This window comes from Streptosporangium sp. CA-115845 (genome assembly GCF_050943795.1).
In the GTDB taxonomy this organism is placed as follows: Bacteria; Actinomycetota; Actinomycetes; order Streptosporangiales; family Streptosporangiaceae; genus Streptosporangium.
Genome location: NZ_CP191988.1, coordinates 2,987,522 through 3,010,153 on the forward strand (window position 1 = coordinate 2,987,522; position 22,632 = coordinate 3,010,153).

Sequence of the window (22,632 nt, forward strand, 5' to 3'; positions counted from 1 at the left end):
ATCAAAGGCGATTTCACCGTACCAACTGCTCTCGCCTGGAGTCATTGGCCGCGCCGCCGTGTGAAGTTTGTTACTTATGCCGGTATTTGTGGGTGGTTAGGATGTCCGGCATGCGGGTTCATGTCGTCAGCGACGTACACGGGAGAGCCGACGCGCTGGCCCGCGCGGGAGACGGCGCCGACGCCCTGATCTGCCTGGGGGACCTGATCCTGTTCGTCGACTACGACGATCACTCCCAGGGCATCTTCGCCGAGCTCTTCGGGGCGGAGCAGGCGGCGGAGTTCATCGCGCTGCGGACGGCCAAGCGGTTCGAGGAGGCGCGGGCGATGTCCTCGGCGCTCTGGGCGTCGCTGGAGGGCGGCCCGCGCGAGCACATCGAGCGCTCCGTCAGGCGGCAGTACGGTGAGATCTTCGCCGCGATGCCGACCCCTGCCTACCTCACCTACGGCAACGTGGACCTGCCGCACTACTGGCCCGACTACGTGCGCGAGGGCCACCACGTGCTCGACGGCGAGACCGTGGAGATCGGCGGGCTGCGCTTCGGCTTCGTCGGGGGCGGGCTGCGCACCCCGTACCGGACCCCGTACGAGATCGACGAGGAGGAGTTCGCCCGCAAGGTGGAGGCCGTCGGCGAGGTCGACGTGCTCTGCTGCCACATCCCGCCGGCGATCCCCGAGCTGCTCTACGACGTGGTGGCCCGGCGGTTCGAGCGGGGCAGCGAGGCCACTCTGGAGGCGATCCGGCGGACCCAGCCGCGCTACGCCCTCTTCGGTCACGTGCACCAGCCCCTCGTCGCCCGCACCCGGGTCGGCAGGACCGAGTGCCTCAACGTGGGGCACTTCAGGAACAGGGGCGTTCCCTTCGCGTTGGAGTGGTAGCCACCTCCGGCCCCGCCGGGCGTACGTTGACGATCGTGAAGCAGTACGGTTGGCCCATGGCTGATCGCACCACCTCCAGTATCACGATCGGCGCGGACCGGTCGACCATCATGGCGGTCATCGCCGACTTCCCCTCCTACCCCCAGTGGGCGGGCCAGGTGAAGTCCGCGCGGATCCTCTCCACCGGGGAGGACGGCCGCCCGGCCACGGTCAGGTTCGTCCTCGACGCGGGTGTGATCAGCGACGAGTACACCCTCCGCTACACCTGGAACGGTGACGAGTCCGTCGACTGGAGCATCGCCGAGGCGGGGAAGATGCTCTCCGGGCTCACCGGGAGCTACCGTCTCACCGACGCGGGCGGCGGCACCGAGGTGACGTACGAGCTCGCCGTCGACCTCAAGGTGCCGATGATCGGCATGATCAAGCGGAAGGCGGAGAAGGTCATCGTCGACACCGCCCTGAAGGGGCTGAAGAAGCGCGTCGAGACCCGATGAGGTCGCGGAACCGTCCCTCTGGAGGATGACGTGAGCCGGGTTCTGCTCTTCACCGGCAAGGGCGGCGTCGGCAAGACGACCGCCGCCGCGGCCACCGCCACCCTCGCCGCCCGGTCCGGCCTCAAGACCCTGGTGGTCTCCACGGACACCGCCCACTCGCTGGCCGACGCCCTCGGCGTGCACGCGGGGGAGGAACCCACCGAGATCGCTCCGGGCCTCTCCCTGTACCAGGTCGACACCCAGCGGGCGCTGGAGCGTCAGTGGGGCGAGCTGCGCGACTATGCCAGGGGCGTCTTCGCCGAACTCGGCCTCGACGAGGTGACCGCCGAGGAGATCACGGTGCTGCCCGGCGCCGAGGAGGTCATCGCGCTGCTGGAGCTGCGCGAGCAGGCGCGCACCGGGCTGTGGGACGTCATCGTCATCGACTGCGCCCCGACCGCCGAGACGCTCAGGCTGCTGGCCCTGCCCGAGGCCCTCGACTGGCACGTGAACCGGCTGCTGCCCGTAGGCAGGCGGCTGCTGCGCACCCTCTCCCCGCTGATCCGCCGCCTGGCGCAGGTCAGCGTGCCGGAAGACCATGTGGTGGGCGCGGGGGAGCGGCTCCACCGGGGGCTGCTGGAGGTGCGCGAGCTGCTCACCGGGCCCGGCGCGAGTGTCCGGCTGGTGCTCACCCCGGAGGCCGTCGTGCTGGCCGAGGCCCGCCGCACGCTCACCTCCCTCAGCCTGTACGGCTACCGCGTCGACGCGGTGATCGCCAACCGGGTCTTCCCCTCGGAGGGCGCCGACGAGTGGCGGCAGCGGTGGGTGCGGGCCCAGGCCCTGCACCTGGCCGAGGTCGAGGAGTCCTTCGCGCCGCTGCCCGTGCACACCGTGCCCTACCTCGAGGCCGAGCCCGTCGGCCTCGACGCCCTCGCCGGTGTCGCCGAGGCCATGTACCGCGGGAGCGATCCCTTCGCCCCGCCCTCCGTCGACCCACCGCTGCGGATCACCGCCGAGGGCGAGCTGATCCTGGCGCTGCCGCTCGCGGACAAGAACGAGGTGGATCTGGCGCGCAAGGGCGACGAACTGATCGTCAACGCCGGTTCCTACCGCCGGGTCCTGGCCCTGCCCGCCGCGCTGGCTCGCAGGTCGGTGCGGGAAGCCGCGCTCCGAGATGGATTTCTCCGGGTACGGTTCGAAGCGGGAGGGCCTGATGACCGATAACACGAATGACGCAGAGAAGACCCCGAAGCCGCGCGCGCCCAGGAAGCCGGGTAAGGCCGCCGACGTCGTGACGCCGGAGGTCGTCGCGGAGGCCGTCGACACCGGAGGCGCCGGGAAGGCCGCGAAGCCGCGTGCGCCCAGGAAGCCGGGTAAGGCCGCCGACGTCGTGACGCCGGAGGTCGTCGCGGAGGCCGTCGACACCGGAGGCGCCGGGAAGGTCCAGAAGAGCCGCCGCGCGAAGCCTGCCGGGGGAGCCGCGACGTCCGGGCGCACCGGATCGGCCGAGCCGGTCGAGTCGGCTGAGGCGAGGACCGAGCCCGTCGAGCGGATCGAGGTCGTGTCCGAGACTTCGGATTCCGGGCGGCCTCCGGCCTCGGAGCAGGCTGAGCGCGACGCGCGCGCCGAGTGGTTCGAGCGCGCCGATCGGGTCCGGCGCGAGGAGCGGACCGGCTGGACCCCGTGGGGCCGCCCCGGCGGGAGCGAGGAGCAGAGCGGGAGCGAGGAGCGCGGGCGAGACGAGCGCGCCGGGCGAGACGAGCGGGTGCGTGAGGAGCGGGCCGAAGCAGGTAGGGACCCACTGGGCACCGCCGCCGAGGAGGCGTTCAAACTCTTCGACACGCTGCAGCAGAAGGCGGCCAGGGAACTGCGCAAGAATCTGATCAAGGGCACGATGACCGGTTTCGGCAGCGCGTTCTCCGGTGGCGGTCGAGGAAGAGAGCGGGACGTGTGGGAGGAGGCGGTCTCCGAGCCCGAGGAGTACATCTGCCGGGCCTGCCCCGTCTGCCGCGCGATGGCCGCGCAGCGTGAGTCGGGAGCCGCCGTCACCGACCACCTCATGCAGGCCGGCACCGAGTTGTTCGCCGCCTTCAAGTCGGCGGTCGAGGGGCTCGGCAAACCCACGCCCGGCCAGCGGACACGGGAGCGCGAGGACACCCCCGTGGAGCACATCGACCTGGGGTGAGCCCAGGGGGAGAGGAAGAAACGGACAATGGCGCTGACCATCGGCGTGGACATCGGCGGTACGAAGGTCGCGGCGGGAGTCGTCGACGAGGACGGCCAGATCATCGCGCACCTGCTGCGGCCCACCCCGGCCGAGAACCCCGAGCAGGTCGCCCACACCATCGGTGACGCGATCCTGGAACTCGCCAGGGGCCGTGAGATCGAGGCCGTCGGTCTCGGCGCCGCCGGGTTCGTGGACGAGACCCGGTCCATCGTCCGGTTCGCCCCCAACCTCGCCTGGCGCGAGGAGCCCCTGCAGAAGAAGGTCTCCGACCTGGTCGGCCTGCCCGTCGTGGTGGAGAACGACGCCAACGCGATGGCGTGGGGTGAGGCCAGGTTCGGCGCCGGCCGAGGGGAGAGCCACCTGGTGTGCGTGACCGTCGGCACCGGCATCGGCGGCGGCATCGTGCTCGACGGCTCCCTCTACCGGGGGCGCTGGGGCATGGGCGCCGAGTTCGGCCACATGCAGGCGGTCCCCCAGGGGCGTCAGTGCGGATGCGGCAACCTGGGCTGCTGGGAGCAGTACGCCAGCGGCAGTGCCCTGGTCCACGAGGCCAGGAAGATCGCCGAGGCCGAGCCGGACAGGGCCGTCACGCTCTTGAAGATCGCCGGCGGTACGCCGGAACAGATCGAGGGCCACGAGGTCACCGAGGCCGCCAGGCAGGGCGACCCGGCCGCGCTGGCCGCGTTCTCCTCGATGGCCCGCTGGATCGGTCAGGGGCTGGCCGACCTCGTCGCCGTCCTCGACCCCGGCTGCTTCGTGCTCGGCGGCGGTGTCTCGCGCGCCGCGGATCTGTGGATCGACGAGACCCGCGAGTTCTTCGCCACGCACCTGAGTGGCCGGGGGCACCGCCCGCTGGCCGACATCCGGCCGGCCGAGCTGGGCGCCTCCGCGGGCCTGGTGGGGGCCGCGGATCTCGCCCGCAGGCGCTGACCGGGGTCCCCTCGAAAAGACGCGCTGAGGAAGGCCCCGCCGGGCCGTCCTCAGCGCGTCCGGCAGGAGCACCGCTCGGCCCTGCCCGGCCGGCCGCGCCCGCCGTAGACCTCTGCCGGAGAGCTTGGGCCGTCGGCACGCACCGCCGCCCGCCCGCCGACGGCCCGTATACCGATTAGGGACGGATGGCTGGTATGCCCGGCGGTTCGCGGTTACCCTCGCGTCACGCGTCGCGAAGTGAGGCAGCCGTGGTGCTCAGGATCGCCAGCTACAACGTGCGTTCGATGAGGGACGACATCCCGGCGCTGGAGCGGGTGGTCGCCGCGCTTCGCGCGGACGTGCTCTGTGTGCAGGAGGCGCCCCGGTTCCTCTGCTGGCGCCGCAGGCGCAGACGGCTGGCCGCCTTCGGCGGACTGTCCGTGGCGGCCGGCCGCCGCAGGGGCGGTGTCGCCGTGCTGACCGGTCCCGGCGTGCGGCTGCTGCACGGGGAGGGGCATCTACTGGAGCCCTTCTTCCCCCTGGAGCGGCGGGCCATCGCGATCGCCGTGGTGGAGGCGGAGGGGCGGCGGGTCGCCGTCGGCTCCATCCACCTGGACCTCGACGAGACGGCCAGGCACCGGCACGCGGGCGAGGCGGTGAGGCTCCTGGGAGGGGTGGCCGGCCGGTTCGGCGCGTTGCCGGTGCTGGCCGGAGACATCAACGAGCAGTCCGGGCAGCCGAGCTGGCAGCACCTCGCCGAGCGGCTGACCGACTGCTACCCGGTCTCACCGCGCGGTGACGGCTTCACCTTCCCGGCCAGGGGGCCGCACAAGCGGATTGACGCGATCTTCGCGGTGGCCGGCCTCTCCGTGGTCTCCTGCGGGGGTGCCGAGGCCGATCCGGCAGACCTGGTGGCCGCCACCGACCACCTGCCGGTGGTCGCTGAACTGGATCATCGGTACCCCGGACCGCACCTCTGAGGAGCCCGCCTTCCCGGGGAGCTGAGAAGACCGGTGGGATCAGGGTTTTCGTGACGAACGGTAGGGCGTCTTTCCGGATCGCACCCGTCAACTGGAGAGACCAGGACACGGGGAGGGGACGAGCCCCGTACCATTTGAAACATGACCCGTCGCCTTCCGCGGCGTGCGCTGGCTCTCTGCGCGGGAGGCCTAGTCCTGCTGTCCTCGCACACCTTTCCAGCACATGCCGATCCCGTCAGCCCGTCCGTGGCCGAGGCCTGGCAGGCTCCGGCCAGCGCGGGCCTGAGCAGTGACGGATCACTCTCCGACGTGGTGGGCGTCTCGGCCACGAGTGTGTGGGCGGTGGGCCAGCAGAGCGTCTGGGACGTCTGGCAGAGCCGTGGCGCGATCACCCACTGGAACGGTTCCTCCTGGAAAGAGGTCGGCATCCGTAACGACCCGACGGGCGCGGGGCCCCTGCGTTCCGTCGCGGCGGCCTCGGCGTCGGAGCTGTGGGCCGTCGGTGAGGGACATGACGGTCTTCCCTACCTGGCGAAGGGAGACGGGGCGGCCTTCGACAGGGTCGTCGTCGACAAGCTGCACGCGGGTGACTGGCTGGGCGGGGTGGCGACCGTCCCCGGCAGGGTGGTCGCCGTCGGCCGCCGGGACAAGCAGCCCCTGCTCGTGACCGGCACCGGTTCGAAGTGGAGGCTCACCCCGCTTTCCGGCAGGGGCACGCTGTACGGGGTGGCGCTGTCGGGCAAGAGCGACGGGTGGGCGGTGGGCGACGCCGCGGGCAAGCCGTTGATCATGAGGCAGTCCGGCGGGCGCTGGAAGCCTTTCAAGACCCCCGAGATTCCCGGCGGCTACCTGCGTGACGTCCACCTCGACGGGCCGAAGCGGGCACTCGCCGTGGGCGGCCTCTACCGGGGGGCCGGCGAGACCGTCCCGTTGATTCTGTCGTGGAACGGCAAGAAGTGGTCCCGGGTGTCCCCGCCCGCCGGTGACATCCGCCTGTACGGGGTGACCGGTGACCGCAAGGGCCGCTTCTGGATCTCCGGGGTCGACCTGGACCGGCCCGGCGAGGCGTTCCTGCTCCGCTACGACGGGCACAAGGTCAAGGCGTTGCGCGGTCCCGAGACCACCGGCTCCCGGACGGTGAGGCTCCAGGCCGTGACCTGTCTGCCGGGCACCGGCACCGTGTGGTCGGTCGGCCACGTGGTCGACGCCTCCGGCAAGTACACGGACGTGATCGAGCGCTTCGGCACCCCGGTGCGCGCCAAGCCGTAGGGACGGACCCCGCTCAGATGACCGCGCCGTCGTCCCAGCCGGAGTCGTTGGGCGGACCGTCGCCCATGCGGACCACCAGCGCCACGAAACCGCCGATGAACGCGGCGACCGCGGTGAACAGCATCCAGCCCTGCAGGTTCCAGCTGAGCGCGGCGCTGAGCAGTAGATAGGCGGGCCCGCCGAACAGGGCCAACCATGCGATCTTGGTGGTGGCGTCGGTCTTGGGCAGCGGGGGTGGTGGCGGAGGCACGTAGTGCTCCTCCTCCTCGCCGTCACTCCGTTCGCTGCCGGAGTCACCGTCGGCCAGGTCGTCCTCACGCAGGAGGTCTTCCTCGTCCGACTGCTTGATCACCCGTCGCGGAGGTTCGGCCGGAAGGTTCTCGCTGTCCGGCCACGGCTGATGTGCCGAGTCATGCTCGGCGGGGTCGTTGAAGGACGCGACGATCTGACGCCAGACCTCGTCCTCGTCACTTTGAGGTGTCACTTAGCTGGGCCCATTGTTCATCGGCCGATCACTTTCTCCCGGAGACCGCGCATCCTCCGCTCGGGATCAGTCTCTCTGCAAGGGTACAGACGCGTTCGTCTTGATGAACTCCAGGCTCCCCGCAAAGATCTGATCCGCATCGTTGTCAAGAGTCGCGACGTGGTAGCTGTCGGCGAGCTCCACCACATTCAGATTCCCCCCGGTCAGCCTCTCACGCAGAATACGCACACTCGCCGGTTTCACAACATGATCCTGTGGACTATGGAAAACCAGTACGGGCTGGGTGATCTTGCTCAGCTCCGACTGCGTCAGCGACCAGAGCCGGGGGAGGGTTGCCGCGGCCTTGACCGGTGTGCGCGGGTAGCCGAGCTCGGTCGCCCCCTCCTTCTTGATGTCTCCTGCCACGCCGGGCACCGACGCGATCACGAACCTGAGCAGGGGGGCCAGCCTGAGCAGCGGCACGTCGTTGGTCACCGACGGATTGACGATCACCAGCCCCCTGATCCGGTCGCCGTGCACCTCGGCCAGCCGCAGCGCCATGCAGCCGCCGAGCGACAGGCCCATGACGAAGATCTCGGCGCAGTTGCCACGCAGGTCCGCCAGGGACTTGTCCAGTTCGGCGTACCAGTCCTCCCAGCGGGTGTGGCTCATCTCCTGCCAGGTGGTGCCGTGGCCGGGCAGTCGTGGCAGTGACACGGTGATGCCCGCCGCCGCCAGGTACTCGCCCCACGGACGCAGGGACTGCGGCGATCCGGTGAATCCATGACAGAGCAGGACGCCGATCTGTCCTCCCGCATGGTGGTACGCCTCCGCACCGGGCATGACTGGCATCGCGGCTCCTTGTAAGGTTCGCCCGATCGTCGCACGACTGGGGCGTGTTTTGCGAGAGGTCGATTTGGGTGGTTCGGTGGTGTAGGTGACCGAGGCCGGAAGTGGGAGGATAACTCCAGGTCCTCGCCTGTCAACTGAAGGAGCATGGAGTGTTCTACTGGGTGGTGAAGGCGATCCTCGGACCCCTACTCCACGTGATTTTCCGCCCGTGGGTGGAGGGCGTGGACAACGTGCCGAGGCAGGGGCCGGTGATCCTGGCCGGAAACCACCTGTCGTTCGCCGACCATTTCTTCGGTGCGCTCTTTCTGCGGCGTAAGGTGATCTCTCTCGGCAAGTCCGACTACTTCACCGGCCGCGGCCTCAAGGGCATGCTGAGCAGAGCCTTCTTCAGTGGTGTCGGCACCGTCCCGATCGACCGCTCAGGGGGCAAGGCCAGTGAGGCGGCGCTCCGCACCGGCAGGCGCATCCTTGACGAGGGCCATGTGCTCGCCATCTATCCCGAGGGCACCCGCTCCCACGACGGCCGTCTCTACAAGGGCAAGACCGGGGTGGCCCGCCTGGCGCTGGAGTCGCGCGTGCCGGTCATCCCGTGGGCGATGGTCAACACCTTCGAGATGATGCCTCCCGGCCGCATCCTGCCCAGGCTGGGCATCCGTCCCGGTGTGAAGTTCGGCAAGCCGCTGGACTTCACCCGCTACTACGGAATGGAGGAGGACCGCCTCGTGCTGCGCGCCGTCACCGACGAGATCATGTACGCGCTGATGGAGCTCTCCGGCCAGGAGTACGTCGACAGGTACGCCGCGAGCGCCAAGGCCGAGGCCGCCCGCGCCGCCAAGGAGACCGTCGTTCAGGCGCGTGAGCGCACCTGAACGTCCCGCACGGCCGGCCAGGCGGAGATCAGCGGGTCGACTCGCGGACGATCAGTTCGGGCTGGAACATGACCTGCTGGTGGGCGTGGGACTCCGGGTTGTCGCACTCGTCGAGCAGCAGTTCGGTGGCCGCCCTGCCGAGCCGGTGGGTCGGCTGCCGGATCGAGCTGAGCGAGACCGTCGACGCCGAGGCGAAGTCGATGTCGTCGTAACCGATGAGCAGGACGTCCTGGGGGACCCGCACGCCCGCGTGGAGCAGCCCCCGCAGCATGCCGAGGGCCAGCAGATCGTTCGCGCAGAACACGGCGTCCGGCAGCCGCCCCTCGGCGATGAGCTTCTCCGCGGCCTGCTGTCCGGACCTGGCGTTCATCGCGTTCATCGCGACCTCCTCCAGCATCTGCCCGGGGTCGCGGCCCGCCGCGGCCAGCGCCCGCTCGGCGCCGGTCAGGCGGTCGGAGCACTGGCGGATGGTGAGGGGGCCGGTGACGTAGGCGATCCGGTCGGCCCCGGCGGCCAGCAGGTGGGAGACCGCGAGGAAGCCGCCGGTGATGTCGTTGACCGCCACCGAGCACTGGTCGGCGCGCTCGGCGGGATGATCCACCAGGACCACGTTGATGCCGCGCTCCCTGAGCTGGTCGAGCTTGGCCAGGTTCCCCCCGGCGGGGGTGATGAGCACCCCGCGGACCCGCTGCTCGGCGAAGACCAGGAGGTTGCGCTCCTCCTTGAGCCTGTCGCCCGAGGAGTTGCCCAGGATCACCGCGTACCCGCGTTCGCTGGCCACCTCCTCGACCCCGGCGGCCACATCAGTGAAGAAGGGGTTGCCGATGTCGATGACCGAGAGGCCGACGGTGCGGCTGTGCCCGGCCCGCAGGCTGGAGGCGGAGCCGTGCCGGACGAACTCCAGCTCACGAATGGCCTCCTCGACCCGGGAGCGGGTGTGCTCGGCGACCTTCTCCGGGCGGTTGAGCACGTTGGAGACCGTTCCCGGGGAGACTCCGGCCCGCGCGGCCACTTCCTTGATGCTCACCGAACTCATGTGCACCGATTAAAACGTAACAACCGTGCAGGTGCCAGTGAAGTCACCATTTACCGCTCACCTCCGGCTTTTAAGTAAAACGTTTTGATCAGCATAGCGGGCGGTCAGCCTGTCAGCAGTTTCCTGGCGATCCTGAGCTGCTCGGTGATCTGGTCGGACTCGCCCCCCTCGTGGCCGTTGAAGGCCCACACCCGGATGTCCTTGTCGCCAGCGTAGTGGTTGTAGGCGGCGAAGACCGTGGAGGCGGGGGTGATGCCGTCGCGCAGGCCGACGGAGAAGAGCGCGGGCGTGGTGTTGCGGGCGGCGAAGTTCATGCCGTCGAAGTGGTCGAGGGTGGCGAAGACCTGGTCGACCCGGTGGCGGTTGGACTTGAGGAACCGGCCGAGTTCGGCGTAGGGGTCCTCGTCGGTGATCTCGGCGGCGCGGCGGATGTGCGACATGAACGGCACGTCGATGAAGGCGAACAGCAGGCCGGGTACCAGCGCGCTCACCGCCATCGCGAGGCCACCGCCCTGGCTGCCGCCGGAGACGACGATGCGCGAGGCGTCCACCAGTGGGTGCGCGCGGGCGGCCTCGACCGCCCTGACCCCGTCGGTGTAGAGGCGCCGGAAGTAGTAGTCGTCGGGGTCGGACACGCCCTGGGTGAGCTTGCCGCTGCTCTGCGCCCCGGTGCCTCCCACCGGGTCGGGGGTGTCGCCGGGCCGCCAGCCGCCGCCCTGCCCGCGGGAGTCCATGACGAGGACCGCCCATCCGGCCGCGGGCCAGGTGAGCCAGTCGTGCGGCAGGCCCCGGCCGCCGTTGTAGCCGATGTACTGCACCACACACGGCAGCGGCTCCTCGGCCGCGGTGGGCAGCAGCAGCCAGCCCTTGATCTCCTGACCGCCGAAGCCCGCGTAGCCGACGTCGAAGCAGCGGACCAGGGCCAGGTCCGTCTCCACCTCGGTGAAGACGGAGTTCAGGTCGTGCTCGCGGGTCTCGGCAAGCGTCCTCGCCCAGAAGGCGTCGAACCCGGCGGGTTCCCGGCGCTCGGGCCGGTACTCCCTGAGCCGGTCGAGGGGCATGTCGATGAACAAGAGACCTCCCGGGGCGGAACGCGCTCCGACGCCCTGGGCGCCGGCCGATCACTACCGTAGGCCGTCGCGGTGCCCGGGGGTAGTGCGCGGTCCCGGCTGGTGAAAACGTATCAATTCGGTGGTCGGCCTAGTGGTGTTGGCGTGGTGTTGACGTGGCGTTGACGCTGCTCGCACCTGTCGCTTAGCCTTTCGTCATTACTAAAACGTTTTAAATTGACCGTTCACAACCCGGTGGACCCGGCATCTGGAGCGCCACGACCCCGATCCGGCCGCCGAGGTCCCGCCGGCGAGGTGACGGCGGGACCTCACCGGTCAGGTCAGGTGGGCGCGGATCTGGCGGATGTGCTCCGGCGTGGTGCGGCAGCAGCCGCCGACGAAGGCGGACCCCGCCGCGTTCCACCCGGCCGCCGCCTCGCCGAACTCCACCGGGTCGGCCAGCCCGAGCCAGCGGTGGTTCGCCGAGTCCCAGACCTCGCCGGAGTTGGGATAGACCATGGTGGGCTTGCCCTTGATCTGGGAGATCAGGTTGAGCACGTGGCGCGGTGCCGTGCAGTTGACGCCGATCGCGATCACCTGGGGGTTGCCGGCGAACAGGCGGGCCGCGGTCCGCAGCGGGGTGCCGTCGTTGATGTGCTCGCCGTCGCGGCAGGAGAAGCTCACCCACGCCCGCATCCCCGGCGTCTCGGCCAGCAGCCGCCGGAGTGCCCTCGCCTCGGGGTAGGAGGGGATGGTCTCGCAGGCCAGCAGGTCGGCCTCGCTGTCGGCCAGGATGTGCCAGCGGTCGCGGTGCCAGTCGGTCAGGCCGTCCTCGTCGAGGTCGTACTTTCCGGTGTACTCGGCGCCGTTGGCCAGGTAGGCGCCGTACGGCCCGACGCTGGCGGCCACGGTGCCGGAGCCGTGGGTGTCCCTGGCCTGGGCGGCGAGGTGCACGGAGAGCAGGATCAGATCCTCGGCCTCGGCGGCGCTCAGTCCCCGCCGCAGGAACGCCGGGATGCTCGCCTGATAACTCGCCGTTATCGCCACCTCGGCACCGGCGGTGAAGTAGTCGAGATGCGCCTGCCGGATCACGGAGGGGTTCTCCAGCAGGAGCTTCGCCGACCAGAGGTCGTCTCGCAGGTCCGCGCCCAGCTCCTCCAAATGGGTGGCCAGGCCGCCGTCCAGAATCACCATTCCGCTACTTTATGTGGAGCCGCGAGGCCGGGGAGCCCGCTGTCCCGTACCGGCCCCGCCGGGTCGTGCCCGTAATGCCGGGCGTCGCGGACCCGGGTGTCCCGCGCCGGAGAAGGCCACGGGCGACGGAACTCGGCGGACGCCTTCTCCGGGCCCGGTCGTCCGGTGGTCCGTCCGGGCCCGGAGGAGGTCATCGCTTCCAGAACGGGCGGCGCCCGCCGTTGCCCACCAGGGCCTCCAGGACCTCCACGGCCCGCTGCCACAGGGTGTCCACGTCCCCACCGGCCCGTAGCTCCTCGGCCAGGGCCGCCAGCTGCGGGTGGCCGCCGAGGTAGACCACCAGGGCCGCGAGGCGGCTTCCCAGGTCCTCCAGCACGCGCAGCCGCTCGGCGGCGGGCAGGGACGCCGCGGCGCGCAGCCGCCTCAGCTCCTCGGCGAGCAGCTCCCTCGGCGGCTCCTGCGGGCTGCCCTGCGGCTCGGGGGCCGGCACCGGGCGGGGCAGCATCCGGGCGCGGTCGTCGAAGCCGCCGGCCGCCGCCTCCTGCGGCAGACCAGCGCCGATCGGGCTTGCCGCGAACTTCGGCATGGAGCCGGGAGCGGCTATCCCGGGCGGCCTCATGGGCGAGCTCGGGGTCGCGCTCGCGTCGGCGGCCATCGAGGTCAGCATCATCGGCGCCGCCGCGACGACGGGGTTCTGCCAGCCGCTGGGCAGCTCCACCGGCTGGATCACCCGGTGCCCGGGACCGCCCTCGGCGACCACCTGGGTGTCGACCGCGACGAAGGCGGTGAACCGGCAGAGCACCCCGTACCTGAGCGAGGTCTCCACGATCTCGGCCTCCAGCGACCGGTCGCCGATCGCGTAGCGGTCCTCCAGGGTCCGCAGCCGCCCCCGCGCCCAGATCGCCCGTACCGCCGGGGTGTCCACCGTCGCCGAGGCGACCCGCCGCTCCCACGGCAGGCCCGCGGCGTCCAGGCCCCGTACGGTCAGCGCCCCGGTGGCGGCGCCACGGTAGCGGCCGAGGACGGTGAGCGGGACGCCGGGGTAGATCGAGCCGACGTGGCCGACCGTCTCGGTGATCAGGTCGAGCCCGTCGGAGTGCAGGGCCAGGTCGGTGACCAGCGGGGCGCCGATCCTGCGATGGATGTGCTCCATCGCCTCGTCAAGCCGGTCCTCGGACTCGACCAGCTCGCACCGGCCCCCGCCCAGCCCGGCGAGCCTGCCCAGGAACCCGGCGTTGACCGCCCTGTCGATGCCGACCGTGTGCACCCGCACACCGGCCAGCCGGGATCCGGTCCGCTTCAGGATCTGGTCCTCGTTGCCCACCTGCCCGTCGGTGACCAGCACCAGCACCCGGTCCCTGGCGGAGTCGGCGAGCAGCGCGGCGGCCTGTTCAAGCGGGGCCAGCATCTCGGTGCCGCCGCGCGCCTCCAGCCTGGCCAGATGCTCCACGGCCCGGTAGCGGTTGCGGTCGGACGCCGCACAGAGCCCCTCGCCGAGCCCGTCCGGCTGTTCCACGACGGTGTCGAAGGAGAGCACCGCGAACCGGTCGCGGGAGGTGAGCGTGTCGACGATGCGGGCGGCGGCGCGCCGGGCGGCCACCATCTTCCAGCCGGTCATGCTGCCCGAGCGGTCGAGCACCAGCACCACGTCCTTGGCCCTCGCTCCGGCGGGTGCCGCCTCGGGGACGACGGTCAGCGTGAACGTGCCCTCGCCGTTCTCGTTGTCGGGGACCAGAGCCAGGGAGGTGGAGGCGCCTGTGGCCAGACGCAGGATGAAGTCACGGTCCAGCCGCTCGCCCGGTTGGAGGCGGATCGTGCCGCCCTCCTGGAGAACCACGTGCAGGCTGGAGCGGATCTCGTGCAACTCCAGCCCCGCCGGGTCGATGGAGACGGCCAGTGAGAGCCGTACCGGGTTGGGGAAGCCGGGCAGCAGCACCGGCGGGGTGATCCGGGAGGCGTCGGGGACCGCGTCGGTGTCCGGGGTCCACCCGTCGCCCGCCCGCTCGCCGTCCAGCGGGGTGCCGGGGATGTAGCGGGGGGCGACGACCAGCGGGAAGCGGAAGGTGGCCGCGCCGTCCTCGTACGGGAGCGACTGGTTCAGCGTGAGATGGACGGTGACCCGTTCGCCGGGCACGATGTTGCCGACCCTGATGGTGAAGACGTCGGGGCGGTCCTCCTCGGCGATCGCGGCCCGCTTGCCCTGGGCGATCGCCTGGTCGTAGTCGGCCCTGGCCTGGCCGCGCTCCTTGAGCACGCCCTCGATGACCCGCCCGTCGGCCTCCATCCTGAAGGCGGTCACGGCGGCGCGGTCGGGCAGCGGGAAGACGTACGTCGCCTCCAGCGCCACGTCGTGCGGGTTGTGGAAGCCCTGGACCACCTCAAGATCGGCCATCAGGCCGGTCACGGCGGCGGTCACGTCCACGCTCTCCAGCGGCAGGTTGCCGCGCTCGGTGGTGAGCGTCCCCAGCCCGGCGTCCGGGACGGGCGAGCACTCCTCCGGTGACAGTGTTGCGATCGAGGTAATCATGGTTGCGTTCCTTCCGGAGGTGTGAGGCCGCGTTCGCGCAGGAGCGACAGGAGCTCCCGTGACGCGGCGGCGATCTCGGCGAGGTCGTCGGGTGAGGGGGTGCGTCCGTCGCCGCCGCCGTCGAGCAGCAGCGTCACGCCGTCCGCCAGGCGTACGCCGTGCACGATCACGGCGGGTGGCCGGGTTTCCGCGGCCGGACGGGGGGCCGCCGAACGGGGTGGGGCCGCTGTGGGTACGCCCGCCCCGGGCGTGGGCCGGTGGGACGGGGCCGAGTCGTGCGCGGCCTGATCGGGTGAGGCTTGGCAGGAGGGTGCCGGGTGGGACACGGCCTGGCCGAACGGGGCGGAGCGGGGCTCTGCCCGGCCGAGTGGAGGCGTGGCCCCGCCGGAGGAGGCCGGAAGGGGCGGGGTGTCGGAGGGGGCGGGTTTCGGTGGTGGTGTGAGGCCGGTCTCCGCCGGGGCCGAGGACGGCTCGGCCCAGAAGCGCGGGCGCGCCGTCCTGGGGGAGACCGTCTCGGTGGCGTGCTCCGGTGACCGCCCGGGGATGCGGGCGATCGACTCCAGGGTCTGGTCGGTGGCTCCGGTCAGCTCGGCCTGGATCTCGGCGATGGTCCGGCCGTCGGCCTGGCGCCGCTTGACCGCGATGAGCTGGAGCAGGTGGCGCCTGCCGTACAGGGCCACCCGGCCGCGTCGGGCCAAGGGGGGATCGAGTAGTCCGATCGTGGCGTACCACCGGATGAGTCGCTCGTTGGGCACATCCCTGACCCGCCCGTTGAGCTGGGCGGTGGGGGCCAGCGCCGCGGACGCCCGCTCAGCCAGTTCACCGACGGTCCATTCCATATGTCGATAGTGACACTGTCATCATGACACTGTCAATGTGGAGGGCTGGATAGGGATGCGGATAGATGGGTACGGACATTCCGTAGCAAACGGGAAACAGAGCTCGAAACAGGGGGAAAATTCCATGTCCTCGATCACCAGTCCACTCAAGCCAGAAGACAAGAAGGTCGTCGGCCAGGTGCTCCAGGGCGCGCTCGTCGACCTGCTCGACCTGTCGCTCCTGACCAAGCAGGCCCACTGGAACGTGATCGGCCATAACTTCCGCACACTGCACCTGCAGCTCGACAAGATCGTCTCGTCGGCCAGGAAGCACGCGGACACCGTCGCAGAGCGCGCGGTCGCCATGGGGTGCAATCCCGACGGCCGGTCCACCACGGTCGCGAACCACACCGAGGTGCCGCAACTGGAGGCGGGTTACATCAACGATGGCAAGGTCGTCGCCGCCATGACGGACATCCTCGGGTCCATCATCCGCCGGATGCGCGAGCGGATCGTCGCCACCGAGAAGCCCGACCTGGTGACCCAGGATCTCCTGATCGAGATCACCCGGGACCTGGAGAAGCACCACTGGATGATCGAGGCCCAGCGCTAGATCGTCTCGCCAAGGCGCTCCGGCCCGCCGGAGCGCCTTTGGTGTCTTCCTGGCCGAGAGGCTCTTCGGGAGTGCGACGATCCTGCCCAGGGGCGCGGGGAGGGTTCGGGGCGGTCTGCCCAAGGGACGGGAAGCGGATCTGGGCGATAAAGCACGCTGGAGAACGTGAAAGCCCGTGGTTCCCCTGCCGGGGCAGGGGAACCACGGGCGGGATGATGCCGATCAGGTGCAGTTAACCGGATATTCGGCCTGCTTGGTCGGCTTGTTGTGGCTCAGTACCTCGATGGCGACTGTTCCGCTGGTCTTCGAATCCCGGTACCAGTGGAAGGCCTGGACCTCGAGGAATCCGCTGGACCCGACCTTGTGCGTGAGGGGGTCATCCGGCTTCCCGTCGATGACCCACCGGTAGCTGATCTCCGTGTCCGGAGCCGCCTGGAAGCTCGCCCACGCGGTGGGGTACGGCGCGGCGTCGCAGTCGCCGTAGTAGGCCACCGAGGTCAGCCCGCTGATGCGGACCGTGCCCGGTGTCGGGTCCTCCGGCACGCACGTCCAGGAGTAGGTCTGCTGGGTGAACGGCTTGTTGTGGTTGAGCACCTCAAGCCGTACGGTGCCGCTTCCGCTGCTCTGCGCGGACTTGTACCAGAAGTCGCCGATCGTCTGGACGACGCCGGGCTTGAGCACCTGGCTCCTGACCGGCCCCGGCTTGCCGTCGGCCACCAGACGGTACCTGACCTCGGTCTCGCGGTCCGTTGTGAACAGCCCGTCCATGCGCAGGCCGAAGGAACGGTCGCAGTCGCCCGCGTAGCGCGGCACGAGCGTGTAGCGGAAGGTCACGTTGGCGTCGTTGGGCCCTTCGTCGCAGGTGAAGGTGTACGAGCGCTCGTCAGGCTGCGCGGGGCCGCCCTCGACCATGAGGCCGACCTTGTGCGGGCCGTTCCCGGAGGTGTCGAGGGTCCAGGAGGCGGAGACGTCCTGGGCGCGGGCCTGGGTGGAGGCGGGGAAGTCCAGCACCTGCCTCTGCCAGGCGGCGCCGTCCACGAGCCACCAGTACGTGACCTGCTGCGCGGCTCCGGCAGGGAGCGTGACCCGCCCGGCGGCCCGGTAGGCGACCGGCTCCACGCAGGTGCCCGTGTAGTCGCCCGGGGTGAGCTCCACGATCTGCCGTCCCGGCGTCACCGGAGGCTGCGTGGGCGTGGAGGTCGGAGTGGACGTCGGCGTCGACGTCGGAGTGGACGTCGGGGTGGGTGCCGGGCCGCTCTTGCAGGTCACCGAGTAGTCGGCGCGGCCGGAGTCGTGCCCGCCGGGGATGAGGATGCGGACGGCCTTCCAGCCGCCGGTGGAGCTGCCCACACTCATCGGCAGCGTGACCTGGCGGATGCGCGGCCCGCCGGCGGCGAAGTACAGCGACTCAGGCCGTCCTTCCCCGGTGATGCTGTCGATCCACTGGTAGTCGACGGTGGCCGGGGTGCGCGAGACCTGGATGGTCGCGGTGAACCGCACCGTCGTCGGGCAAACGCCGTGGTAGCCGGGCGGGCTGACGTCCACGTCCGCCGCCGACTCCAGCGCCCGGCCGGGCTGGGCGGGCAGCGGGTGGGAGACGTCCCACACCTGTACCGGACCGGCACAGGCGACGCTGAACCGCGCCTTGCCCGAGAGCCCCTTCCTGCCCAGGATTTCGATGGCCTGCCAGCCGGTGGTGTCGCGGTCGAAGGTCTGCCGGTCTCGCACGACCACCTTGCGCGAGCCGTTGGCGCGGAAACTCTTGACGACGCTCTTGCCGCCGTCGCCGCGCACCCACCTGTAACGGACGGTGCCCTTGCCCTTGGCCGCCACCACCGCGGAGAACCCCACCGTGGTCGGACACGCGCCCGACTGCTTGGCGGGGCTCGCCTTCACCTGGGCCACGGCGGTCTTGAGCGCCGGGGCGGACGATGTGGCGGCGTACGAGGGGGCGGCGGCCAGCAGCCCGCCGAGCACCACCGTGCTCAGCAGCAACGCTGTCCTCTTCATCAGGATCCCTTTCCTCTTTGTGAAAGGTTTCCATGATCAAGGTCTCCACTTGTGAACCAGTTGGGCTTTGGTTGTGACTCCAGCCACGGCACTGGCCGGTCTGACCGTCGGCGCGAGCGGGTCGCCCTGTGCGAGGTCGATGCCGATGAGCGGCCCCGTACCTCTCACCTGTTACCGCAGTCTTGCCGAAGTCAGGATCAGGCCCGGCTGCTGAGCCGGGCGTAGGCGGCGGGTGGCATGCCGACCGCGGCGGTGAAGTCGCGGGTCAGGTGGGCCTGATCGGTGTAGCCGAGCTCGGCGGCCAGCGTGGCGAGGTCGAGGCCCTGGTAGACCCGCTCCGCGGCCTCGTGCAGCCGGAAGCGGCGGATCACCCACTTGGGGCCGATGCCGACATGGTCCCGGAACAGCCGCTGCAGCGAGCGCACCGACCGCCCCGATCTGGCGGCCAGCTCGTCGACCCTGGTCACGGACACGTCGCTCTCCACCATCGTCACCAGCGCCGCGACCTCCTCCGCCAGCGGATCCCGATCCGGCCCCAGCCCCAGCAGGAACGTCTCGATGAGCGCGATGGCGGCCCGGACGTCGGGCTCGGCCAGGACCTGCTCGACCAGGGTCGCGCCCGCCGCGCCGTACATCTCGTCGATCTCCACGAAGCGGCCGGTCAGCTGGGACACCGGGCCGCCGAGGAACGGCCGGAAGCCGCCGGGCCGGAAGCACGTGCCGAGCACGCGGCCGCTGCCCCGCATCGTGTAGGAGAACCCGCCCCTGATCACCCCCGCGATCCGGCGGAAGTCCGAGGTGATCGTCATGTTCACGGTGGGGTGCGAGACGATGCGCTGTTCGTACGGTTCGGCGAGGTCGGTCCAGGTGACGACCCAAAAATGACTCACATACGCCGAAATTTCGGGCGATGGCGCCTGACGGACGAAATTGAAGGCGTTGAGTCCCGCGTACGGGTCGACCCAGCCGCGCTGTCGCGTTTCTACAAGCCGCGCCTCGGGTGGGCGGGGCATGATGGCTGCCATGGACGACATGATGCCGCTGATGACGCACGCCACCGAACGGACCGCGGGATTGGTGCGCGCGGTACGGCAGGAACAGCTCGGGTCCTCGACGCCGTGCGCGAAGTTCGACGTCAAGGACCTGATCAACCACCTTGAGTGGGTGGCGGAGATGTTCGAGTCACTGGGGCGCAAGGGGCCGAACGTCGAGCAGGGACCCTACGCGGGCGACTTCCCCGAGCGGGCGGAGCGCATGCTGGCCGCCTGGTCGCGGCCCGAGGCCTGGGAGGGGACCAGCCCCGGCATGGGCCTGCCGATGACCACGCTGGCCCACATGTACCTCGTCGACATGGTCGTGCACGGCTGGGACCTGGCCAGGGCCACCGGTCAGGAGTACGAGCCGGACCCCGAGGCCGTCTCGCGGGCGCTGGACTTCACCGGCCAGATGGCGGAGATGGGCAGGCAGCAAGGTGCCTTCGGGCCGCCGGTGGCGGTGCCGGACGACGCCCCGCGATTCGACCGCCTGCTCGGCGTCATCGGCCGGGATCCGGCCTGGACGCCGTGATCCGCTCCAGTGCGGTAGGACGGCTCCCGGCACGGTGTCCTGTGCCGGGAGCCGAGGTACGCCGTGGATTTCCTCACGCCCAGTCGAGAGCTCTCGGCCGACCGCGACCTGGAGTGGCCACTCTCTCCATGATCATCTCGCTGTAGAGCCGGATGGTCGGGAAACCATCAGGGAGAGATGGGGCTGAGGCGAGAATGCAACGCCTCGAACCAGTCGGCGGCCATGTTCGTTTCCGTGACCCGTCCGATGAGCGCCAATGCCGAACTGATACTCTCCGGCGGTTCCACGTGATTCTCGTGGACCTCCGGACCGCTGACCTCAAAGCGCAGTCCCTCCATCATGCGATCGAGTGCGCGTGGATCGTCGCCGAACGCCCGGTCGGGCCACGTGGGATTGAAGGCGACGACCATGCGTCCATCGCGGGCGTACTTGAACCAGTCGTTGCCGGTGATGTACATGCTGAGGCTGAGGGCCTGTCGGCCGTCGACGGTGAAGGACTTCATGAATTGGTCGTCGTCGGAAGGTCCGGGTACGACGCAGATCCATCCTCCGACCTCGGCCACCCAGCGGGAACCGTCGGAGATGTTGTGATCAAGAATTTCACTCAGGTAGCAGGGTGCGCGGGTGCCGGGATCCAGTGAGAAATCCGATGCGAGGGTTGTGATGTCCGTTCCGTGGATCCATAGGGCGCTGAATCCCAACGCCCAGAGGTCCATCTCGGCATCGAGACCTTCGGTGAATACGGTCGATACCAGAAGGTCATACAGATAGGTTTCCGGCCGCATACCCAACTCCTCATTGTGTCCATTTCATTGATGTGATCCACTTCCGGCACGGTATCGGCTGGTGCCCTATAGTCTTCCGTTTCGTGCCCAAACGATCATCGATTCTCTGGGCGGCGGCGATCCTTACCGCCGCGACCCCTGGCATCTATTTCTGGATCACGGCGATGCTGTCCGGTACGAAGGGCGGCAGCGGTGTTGTCTGGATGACGTCCAGGTACTGCGCGGGGCACGAGACCGACTTCGAGTTGAACCTGCTGCTCGGCCCGCTGTGGGGTTTTCCGCTCCTGTGGTTCGGGTCCGTGCCGCTGATCGCCCTCGCCTGGGGAGGCGAGATTCTGAGCCGGCGGGCCGGACACCCCCGGCTCGGCCGGATCCTGGGTCGCTCCGCCGCCACGGTGATGATCGTTCGCCACCTCCCGACCCCGCTGCTGTTCGTGTTCGACATGTCCGCCGATCCCGGATGCGTGGACAACTGGGGGCCCCTGGAGCTGACCGGCCGGGGCATCGCGATGGACTTCTACCGTCTGATCCCCGCGATCCTGGTGCTCCTCGCGGTCCGTGCCCCAGGTGCTCCGAGAGGCGGTCTCGCCCGTACGGTGATCGCGGTGCCGCTCGTGATCGTGACGCTCCTCGGGGTGGGCGCCGACGCCGCGCGGGGGAAGGTGAGCAGCGTGTCGGCGCTCGACTGTGCCGGATTCGGCGACGGCACCGTTTCTGGGCTGGACGAGAGCGAGAGGGAATTCCTGTGCCGGGTCCGGGACTACGACAGGGGCATATCGGAGCTGGAGGACATGCCCGACCGTGATCTTCTCGGGTACGGCCGAAGGCTGTGCGATCTGGTGGTGCGCGTTGGAGGGGGTGACGTCGACGCGCCCGCCGTGCCAGAGGCGATCGGTGAGGTGCACAGCCACTTGCTGGCGGCGGTGCTGAGGTCGCTGTGTCCCAAGGTGGACGAGGTGGAGCGTGAGAAGGCGCGGCGGGCGAAGGAGGAGAGTGACGCCTATTTCGCGGCGGCGGAGAGGAATTGCGCCGCCCATCCCCGGCACCGGCCGAGGATCAAGCCGGTGCGGCAGGTCCGCGAGACCATGTGGACGGAGTTCTGGGACATCCACGCCTGGGACGAGGAGAACGAGGGTGACGAGGTCGACGGCCGGGTCGCCGACCTGGTGGGAAGCGGACCCGGCGCGTTGCGCATCTGGGCGGCGGACGAGATCGGCCACGCCTGCGTGACGGGGGAGTCCTACCGGCGCCGTCCGCCGGTGGAGACCCGGGGCTGGGAGCAGGTCGTCGAGGTCGGTTACCAGAGCGGGGACGGGGTCCTGTCCATCGTGGACGGTGAGGGCGAGCGGCTTCCCGACCTCGCGGCCGGAGGCCCGGGAAACTATCGGGTCCGTGTTCATGTCCGCGGGCGCAAGGCCGTACGGGAGAACATCGAGGTCCCCGACGGCACGGTCCAACTGCTGATCATGGTGTTCCCCGGAAAGGAGAAGGAGCCCAGGATCTACCGGGACTCGCTGTCGTCCTGAGCTTGGGACAGGTGGCGACCGGCTCTCGGCATGGCGCCGGGAGCCGGATGCTCGTGCACCAGGTTCGGGGACGAGACCGACCTGAGGATCTACGAGGCGTCGTTTTCGAACCAGACCAGGTCGGAGTGGAGGCGGCGGGCGGCGCTGCGGGGGCTGGTCCACAGGCCGAAGCCGCGGCCGTTCGTGCCGACGGTCGTCGCGGTGCCGCCCGGCAGTGCCAGCCCGTAGGCCACCACCTCCGGGTGGCTCCCCTCGTTCTCGGTGAAGTCCTGGACCAGGACGAACATCCGGGGGAGGTCGCCGGTCAGCGTGTAGGCACGCTCCAGAGCCACCTCCTGCGGATGGTGCTCGCCGAAGTCCGGGTCGTGGCAGGCGGATGGTTGACCGAGGTCGGAGCGGTGTTCCATGACGGGTTCTCTCTTCCTGCTGATGCCGCTGAAAGGCGATTTCGGCCGGTCTCGTGTCGGCTCGCTGGGACGACCGCCCCTCGGCGCCAAAAGACGAATTGCTCCTTCTGTTCTCCGGCCCACCTCAGCTCTATAGTGTTCTAGAGCACCAGTGAAGTCAACGGCTGATTTAGAGTGCACT

Annotated in this window: 22 protein-coding genes; 11 read left to right on the forward strand and 11 right to left on the reverse strand. The window is 69.9% G+C overall.

The annotated features are described in order from the left end of the window. Positions 1–110 precede the first annotated feature (110 nt). From ACQP0P_RS15770 to ACQP0P_RS15800, 7 genes are all read left to right on the forward strand, one after another. Positions 111–878 (forward strand): metallophosphoesterase family protein, encoded by a 768-nt coding sequence (locus ACQP0P_RS15770; protein ID WP_433376894.1) that lies wholly within the window; start codon positions 111–113, stop codon positions 876–878. Positions 879–934: 56 nt separating this feature from the next. Further along, positions 935–1,372, forward strand: coding sequence for an SRPBCC family protein (locus tag ACQP0P_RS15775; protein ID WP_355549665.1), 438 nt, complete (start codon positions 935–937; stop codon positions 1,370–1,372). Positions 1,373–1,402: 30 nt separating this feature from the next. After that, the gene (locus ACQP0P_RS15780) at positions 1,403–2,575 is read left to right on the forward strand and encodes an ArsA family ATPase (RefSeq protein ID WP_433376898.1); all 1,173 of its coding nucleotides are present in this window, start codon (positions 1,403–1,405) and stop codon (positions 2,573–2,575) included. Next, the gene (locus ACQP0P_RS15785) at positions 2,565–3,536 is read left to right on the forward strand and encodes a hypothetical protein (protein ID WP_433376900.1); all 972 of its coding nucleotides are present in this window, start codon (positions 2,565–2,567) and stop codon (positions 3,534–3,536) included. Before ACQP0P_RS15780 ends, ACQP0P_RS15785 begins: the two co-directional genes overlap by 11 nt. Before the next feature lie 27 nt (positions 3,537–3,563). Then, on the forward strand, positions 3,564–4,508 hold the full coding sequence (locus ACQP0P_RS15790) for an ROK family glucokinase (protein WP_433376903.1): 945 nt from the start codon (positions 3,564–3,566) through the stop codon (positions 4,506–4,508). Positions 4,509–4,756: 248 nt separating this feature from the next. Beyond that, a complete protein-coding gene (locus ACQP0P_RS15795; RefSeq protein WP_433376906.1) occupies positions 4,757–5,467 on the forward strand; it encodes an endonuclease/exonuclease/phosphatase family protein in 711 nt (236 codons plus the stop codon). 141 nt (positions 5,468–5,608) lie between these two features. Continuing rightward, a complete protein-coding gene (locus ACQP0P_RS15800; protein WP_433376909.1) occupies positions 5,609–6,736 on the forward strand; it encodes a hypothetical protein in 1,128 nt (375 codons plus the stop codon). A gap of 13 nt (positions 6,737–6,749) precedes the next feature. Here the strand turns inward: ACQP0P_RS15800 and ACQP0P_RS15805 are convergent, their stop codons facing one another. Both ACQP0P_RS15805 and ACQP0P_RS15810 read right to left on the reverse strand, forming a co-directional pair. Then, positions 6,750–7,220 carry a hypothetical protein gene (locus ACQP0P_RS15805; RefSeq protein WP_433376911.1) on the reverse strand — a complete coding sequence of 157 codons (471 nt, stop codon included), beginning with the start codon at positions 7,218–7,220 and terminating at the stop codon, positions 6,750–6,752. Between the two features lie 66 nt (positions 7,221–7,286). Then, positions 7,287–8,051: an alpha/beta hydrolase gene (locus tag ACQP0P_RS15810; protein WP_433376914.1), complete on the reverse strand. Its 765-nt coding sequence runs from the start codon at positions 8,049–8,051 to the stop codon at positions 7,287–7,289. Between the two features lie 149 nt (positions 8,052–8,200). Between ACQP0P_RS15810 and ACQP0P_RS15815 the strand changes: the two genes are divergently transcribed. Further along, a complete protein-coding gene (locus ACQP0P_RS15815; RefSeq protein ID WP_433376917.1) occupies positions 8,201–8,920 on the forward strand; it encodes a lysophospholipid acyltransferase family protein in 720 nt (239 codons plus the stop codon). A 28-nt stretch (positions 8,921–8,948) separates the two neighbouring features. On the opposite strand, the gene ACQP0P_RS15820 is transcribed toward ACQP0P_RS15815, so the two are convergent. The 5 genes from ACQP0P_RS15820 to ACQP0P_RS15840 all read right to left on the reverse strand — a co-directional run bounded on the left by ACQP0P_RS15820 (position 8,949) and on the right by ACQP0P_RS15840 (position 15,565). Next, positions 8,949–9,956 carry a LacI family DNA-binding transcriptional regulator gene (locus ACQP0P_RS15820; protein WP_433376919.1) on the reverse strand — a complete coding sequence of 336 codons (1,008 nt, stop codon included), beginning with the start codon at positions 9,954–9,956 and terminating at the stop codon, positions 8,949–8,951. 104 nt (positions 9,957–10,060) lie between these two features. Then, positions 10,061–11,029 carry an acetylxylan esterase gene (locus ACQP0P_RS15825; RefSeq protein WP_433376922.1) on the reverse strand — a complete coding sequence of 323 codons (969 nt, stop codon included), beginning with the start codon at positions 11,027–11,029 and terminating at the stop codon, positions 10,061–10,063. Positions 11,030–11,341: 312 nt separating this feature from the next. Then, positions 11,342–12,199 carry a homocysteine S-methyltransferase gene (mmuM, locus tag ACQP0P_RS15830; RefSeq protein ID WP_350924324.1) on the reverse strand — a complete coding sequence of 286 codons (858 nt, stop codon included), beginning with the start codon at positions 12,197–12,199 and terminating at the stop codon, positions 11,342–11,344. 190 nt (positions 12,200–12,389) lie between these two features. Further along, a complete protein-coding gene (locus tag ACQP0P_RS15835; RefSeq protein ID WP_433376926.1) occupies positions 12,390–14,726 on the reverse strand; it encodes a VIT domain-containing protein in 2,337 nt (778 codons plus the stop codon). Further along, the gene (locus ACQP0P_RS15840; RefSeq protein ID WP_433376929.1) at positions 14,723–15,565 is read right to left on the reverse strand and encodes a MerR family transcriptional regulator; all 843 of its coding nucleotides are present in this window, start codon (positions 15,563–15,565) and stop codon (positions 14,723–14,725) included. Before ACQP0P_RS15840 ends, ACQP0P_RS15835 begins: the two co-directional genes overlap by 4 nt. Positions 15,566–15,689: 124 nt before the next feature. On the opposite strand from ACQP0P_RS15840, the gene ACQP0P_RS15845 reads away from it, so the two are divergent. Beyond that, positions 15,690–16,157, forward strand: a complete 468-nt coding sequence (locus tag ACQP0P_RS15845) for a Dps family protein (RefSeq protein WP_433376932.1) — start codon at positions 15,690–15,692, stop codon at positions 16,155–16,157. A 222-nt stretch (positions 16,158–16,379) separates the two neighbouring features. On the opposite strand, the gene ACQP0P_RS15850 is transcribed toward ACQP0P_RS15845, so the two are convergent. Both ACQP0P_RS15850 and ACQP0P_RS15855 read right to left on the reverse strand, forming a co-directional pair. Continuing rightward, positions 16,380–18,167, reverse strand: a complete 1,788-nt coding sequence (locus ACQP0P_RS15850) for a hypothetical protein (protein WP_433376935.1) — start codon at positions 18,165–18,167, stop codon at positions 16,380–16,382. Positions 18,168–18,364: 197 nt separating this feature from the next. Continuing rightward, positions 18,365–19,192 carry an AraC family transcriptional regulator gene (locus ACQP0P_RS15855; RefSeq protein ID WP_433376938.1) on the reverse strand — a complete coding sequence of 276 codons (828 nt, stop codon included), beginning with the start codon at positions 19,190–19,192 and terminating at the stop codon, positions 18,365–18,367. Between ACQP0P_RS15855 and ACQP0P_RS15860 the strand changes: the two genes are divergently transcribed. Next, complete coding sequence (locus tag ACQP0P_RS15860) at positions 19,191–19,733, forward strand: TIGR03086 family metal-binding protein (RefSeq protein ID WP_433376941.1); 543 nt, start codon at positions 19,191–19,193, stop codon at positions 19,731–19,733. The genes ACQP0P_RS15855 and ACQP0P_RS15860 overlap by 2 nt on opposite strands. A 167-nt stretch (positions 19,734–19,900) precedes the next feature. Here the strand turns inward: ACQP0P_RS15860 and ACQP0P_RS15865 are convergent, their stop codons facing one another. Continuing rightward, positions 19,901–20,518 (reverse strand): DUF6461 domain-containing protein, encoded by a 618-nt coding sequence (locus ACQP0P_RS15865; protein ID WP_433376944.1) that lies wholly within the window; start codon positions 20,516–20,518, stop codon positions 19,901–19,903. Positions 20,519–20,601: 83 nt separating this feature from the next. On the opposite strand from ACQP0P_RS15865, the gene ACQP0P_RS15870 reads away from it, so the two are divergent. Then, complete coding sequence (locus tag ACQP0P_RS15870) at positions 20,602–22,044, forward strand: hypothetical protein (RefSeq protein ID WP_433376946.1); 1,443 nt, start codon at positions 20,602–20,604, stop codon at positions 22,042–22,044. Between the two features lie 89 nt (positions 22,045–22,133). Here ACQP0P_RS15870 and ACQP0P_RS15875 read toward each other — a convergent pair whose 3' ends face one another. Further along, positions 22,134–22,451, reverse strand: a complete 318-nt coding sequence (locus tag ACQP0P_RS15875) for a hypothetical protein (RefSeq protein ID WP_433376949.1) — start codon at positions 22,449–22,451, stop codon at positions 22,134–22,136. Between the last annotated feature and the right edge of the window lie 181 nt (positions 22,452–22,632).

Coding starts and splice junctions, on each gene's coding strand:
- mmuM (WP_350924324.1), bottom strand. CDS start 12,199: ATGGTGATTCTGGACGGCGGCCTGGCCACCCATTTGGAGGAGCTGGGC.
- ACQP0P_RS15835 (WP_433376926.1), bottom strand. CDS start 14,726: ATGATTACCTCGATCGCAACACTGTCACCGGAGGAGTGCTCGCCCGTC.
- ACQP0P_RS15785 (WP_433376900.1), top strand. CDS start 2,565: ATGACCGATAACACGAATGACGCAGAGAAGACCCCGAAGCCGCGCGCG.
- ACQP0P_RS15840 (WP_433376929.1), bottom strand. CDS start 15,565: ATGGAATGGACCGTCGGTGAACTGGCTGAGCGGGCGTCCGCGGCGCTG.
- ACQP0P_RS15865 (WP_433376944.1), bottom strand. CDS start 20,518: ATGCGGCCGGAAACCTATCTGTATGACCTTCTGGTATCGACCGTATTC.
- ACQP0P_RS15875 (WP_433376949.1), bottom strand. CDS start 22,451: ATGGAACACCGCTCCGACCTCGGTCAACCATCCGCCTGCCACGACCCG.
- ACQP0P_RS15770 (WP_433376894.1), top strand. CDS start 111: ATGCGGGTTCATGTCGTCAGCGACGTACACGGGAGAGCCGACGCGCTG.
- ACQP0P_RS15860 (WP_433376941.1), top strand. CDS start 19,191: ATGGACGACATGATGCCGCTGATGACGCACGCCACCGAACGGACCGCG.
- ACQP0P_RS15775 (WP_355549665.1), top strand. CDS start 935: ATGGCTGATCGCACCACCTCCAGTATCACGATCGGCGCGGACCGGTCG.
- ACQP0P_RS15855 (WP_433376938.1), bottom strand. CDS start 19,192: ATGGCAGCCATCATGCCCCGCCCACCCGAGGCGCGGCTTGTAGAAACG.
- ACQP0P_RS15810 (WP_433376914.1), bottom strand. CDS start 8,051: ATGCCAGTCATGCCCGGTGCGGAGGCGTACCACCATGCGGGAGGACAG.
- ACQP0P_RS15845 (WP_433376932.1), top strand. CDS start 15,690: ATGTCCTCGATCACCAGTCCACTCAAGCCAGAAGACAAGAAGGTCGTC.
- ACQP0P_RS15800 (WP_433376909.1), top strand. CDS start 5,609: ATGACCCGTCGCCTTCCGCGGCGTGCGCTGGCTCTCTGCGCGGGAGGC.
- ACQP0P_RS15820 (WP_433376919.1), bottom strand. CDS start 9,956: ATGAGTTCGGTGAGCATCAAGGAAGTGGCCGCGCGGGCCGGAGTCTCC.
- ACQP0P_RS15850 (WP_433376935.1), bottom strand. CDS start 18,167: ATGAAGAGGACAGCGTTGCTGCTGAGCACGGTGGTGCTCGGCGGGCTG.
- ACQP0P_RS15790 (WP_433376903.1), top strand. CDS start 3,564: ATGGCGCTGACCATCGGCGTGGACATCGGCGGTACGAAGGTCGCGGCG.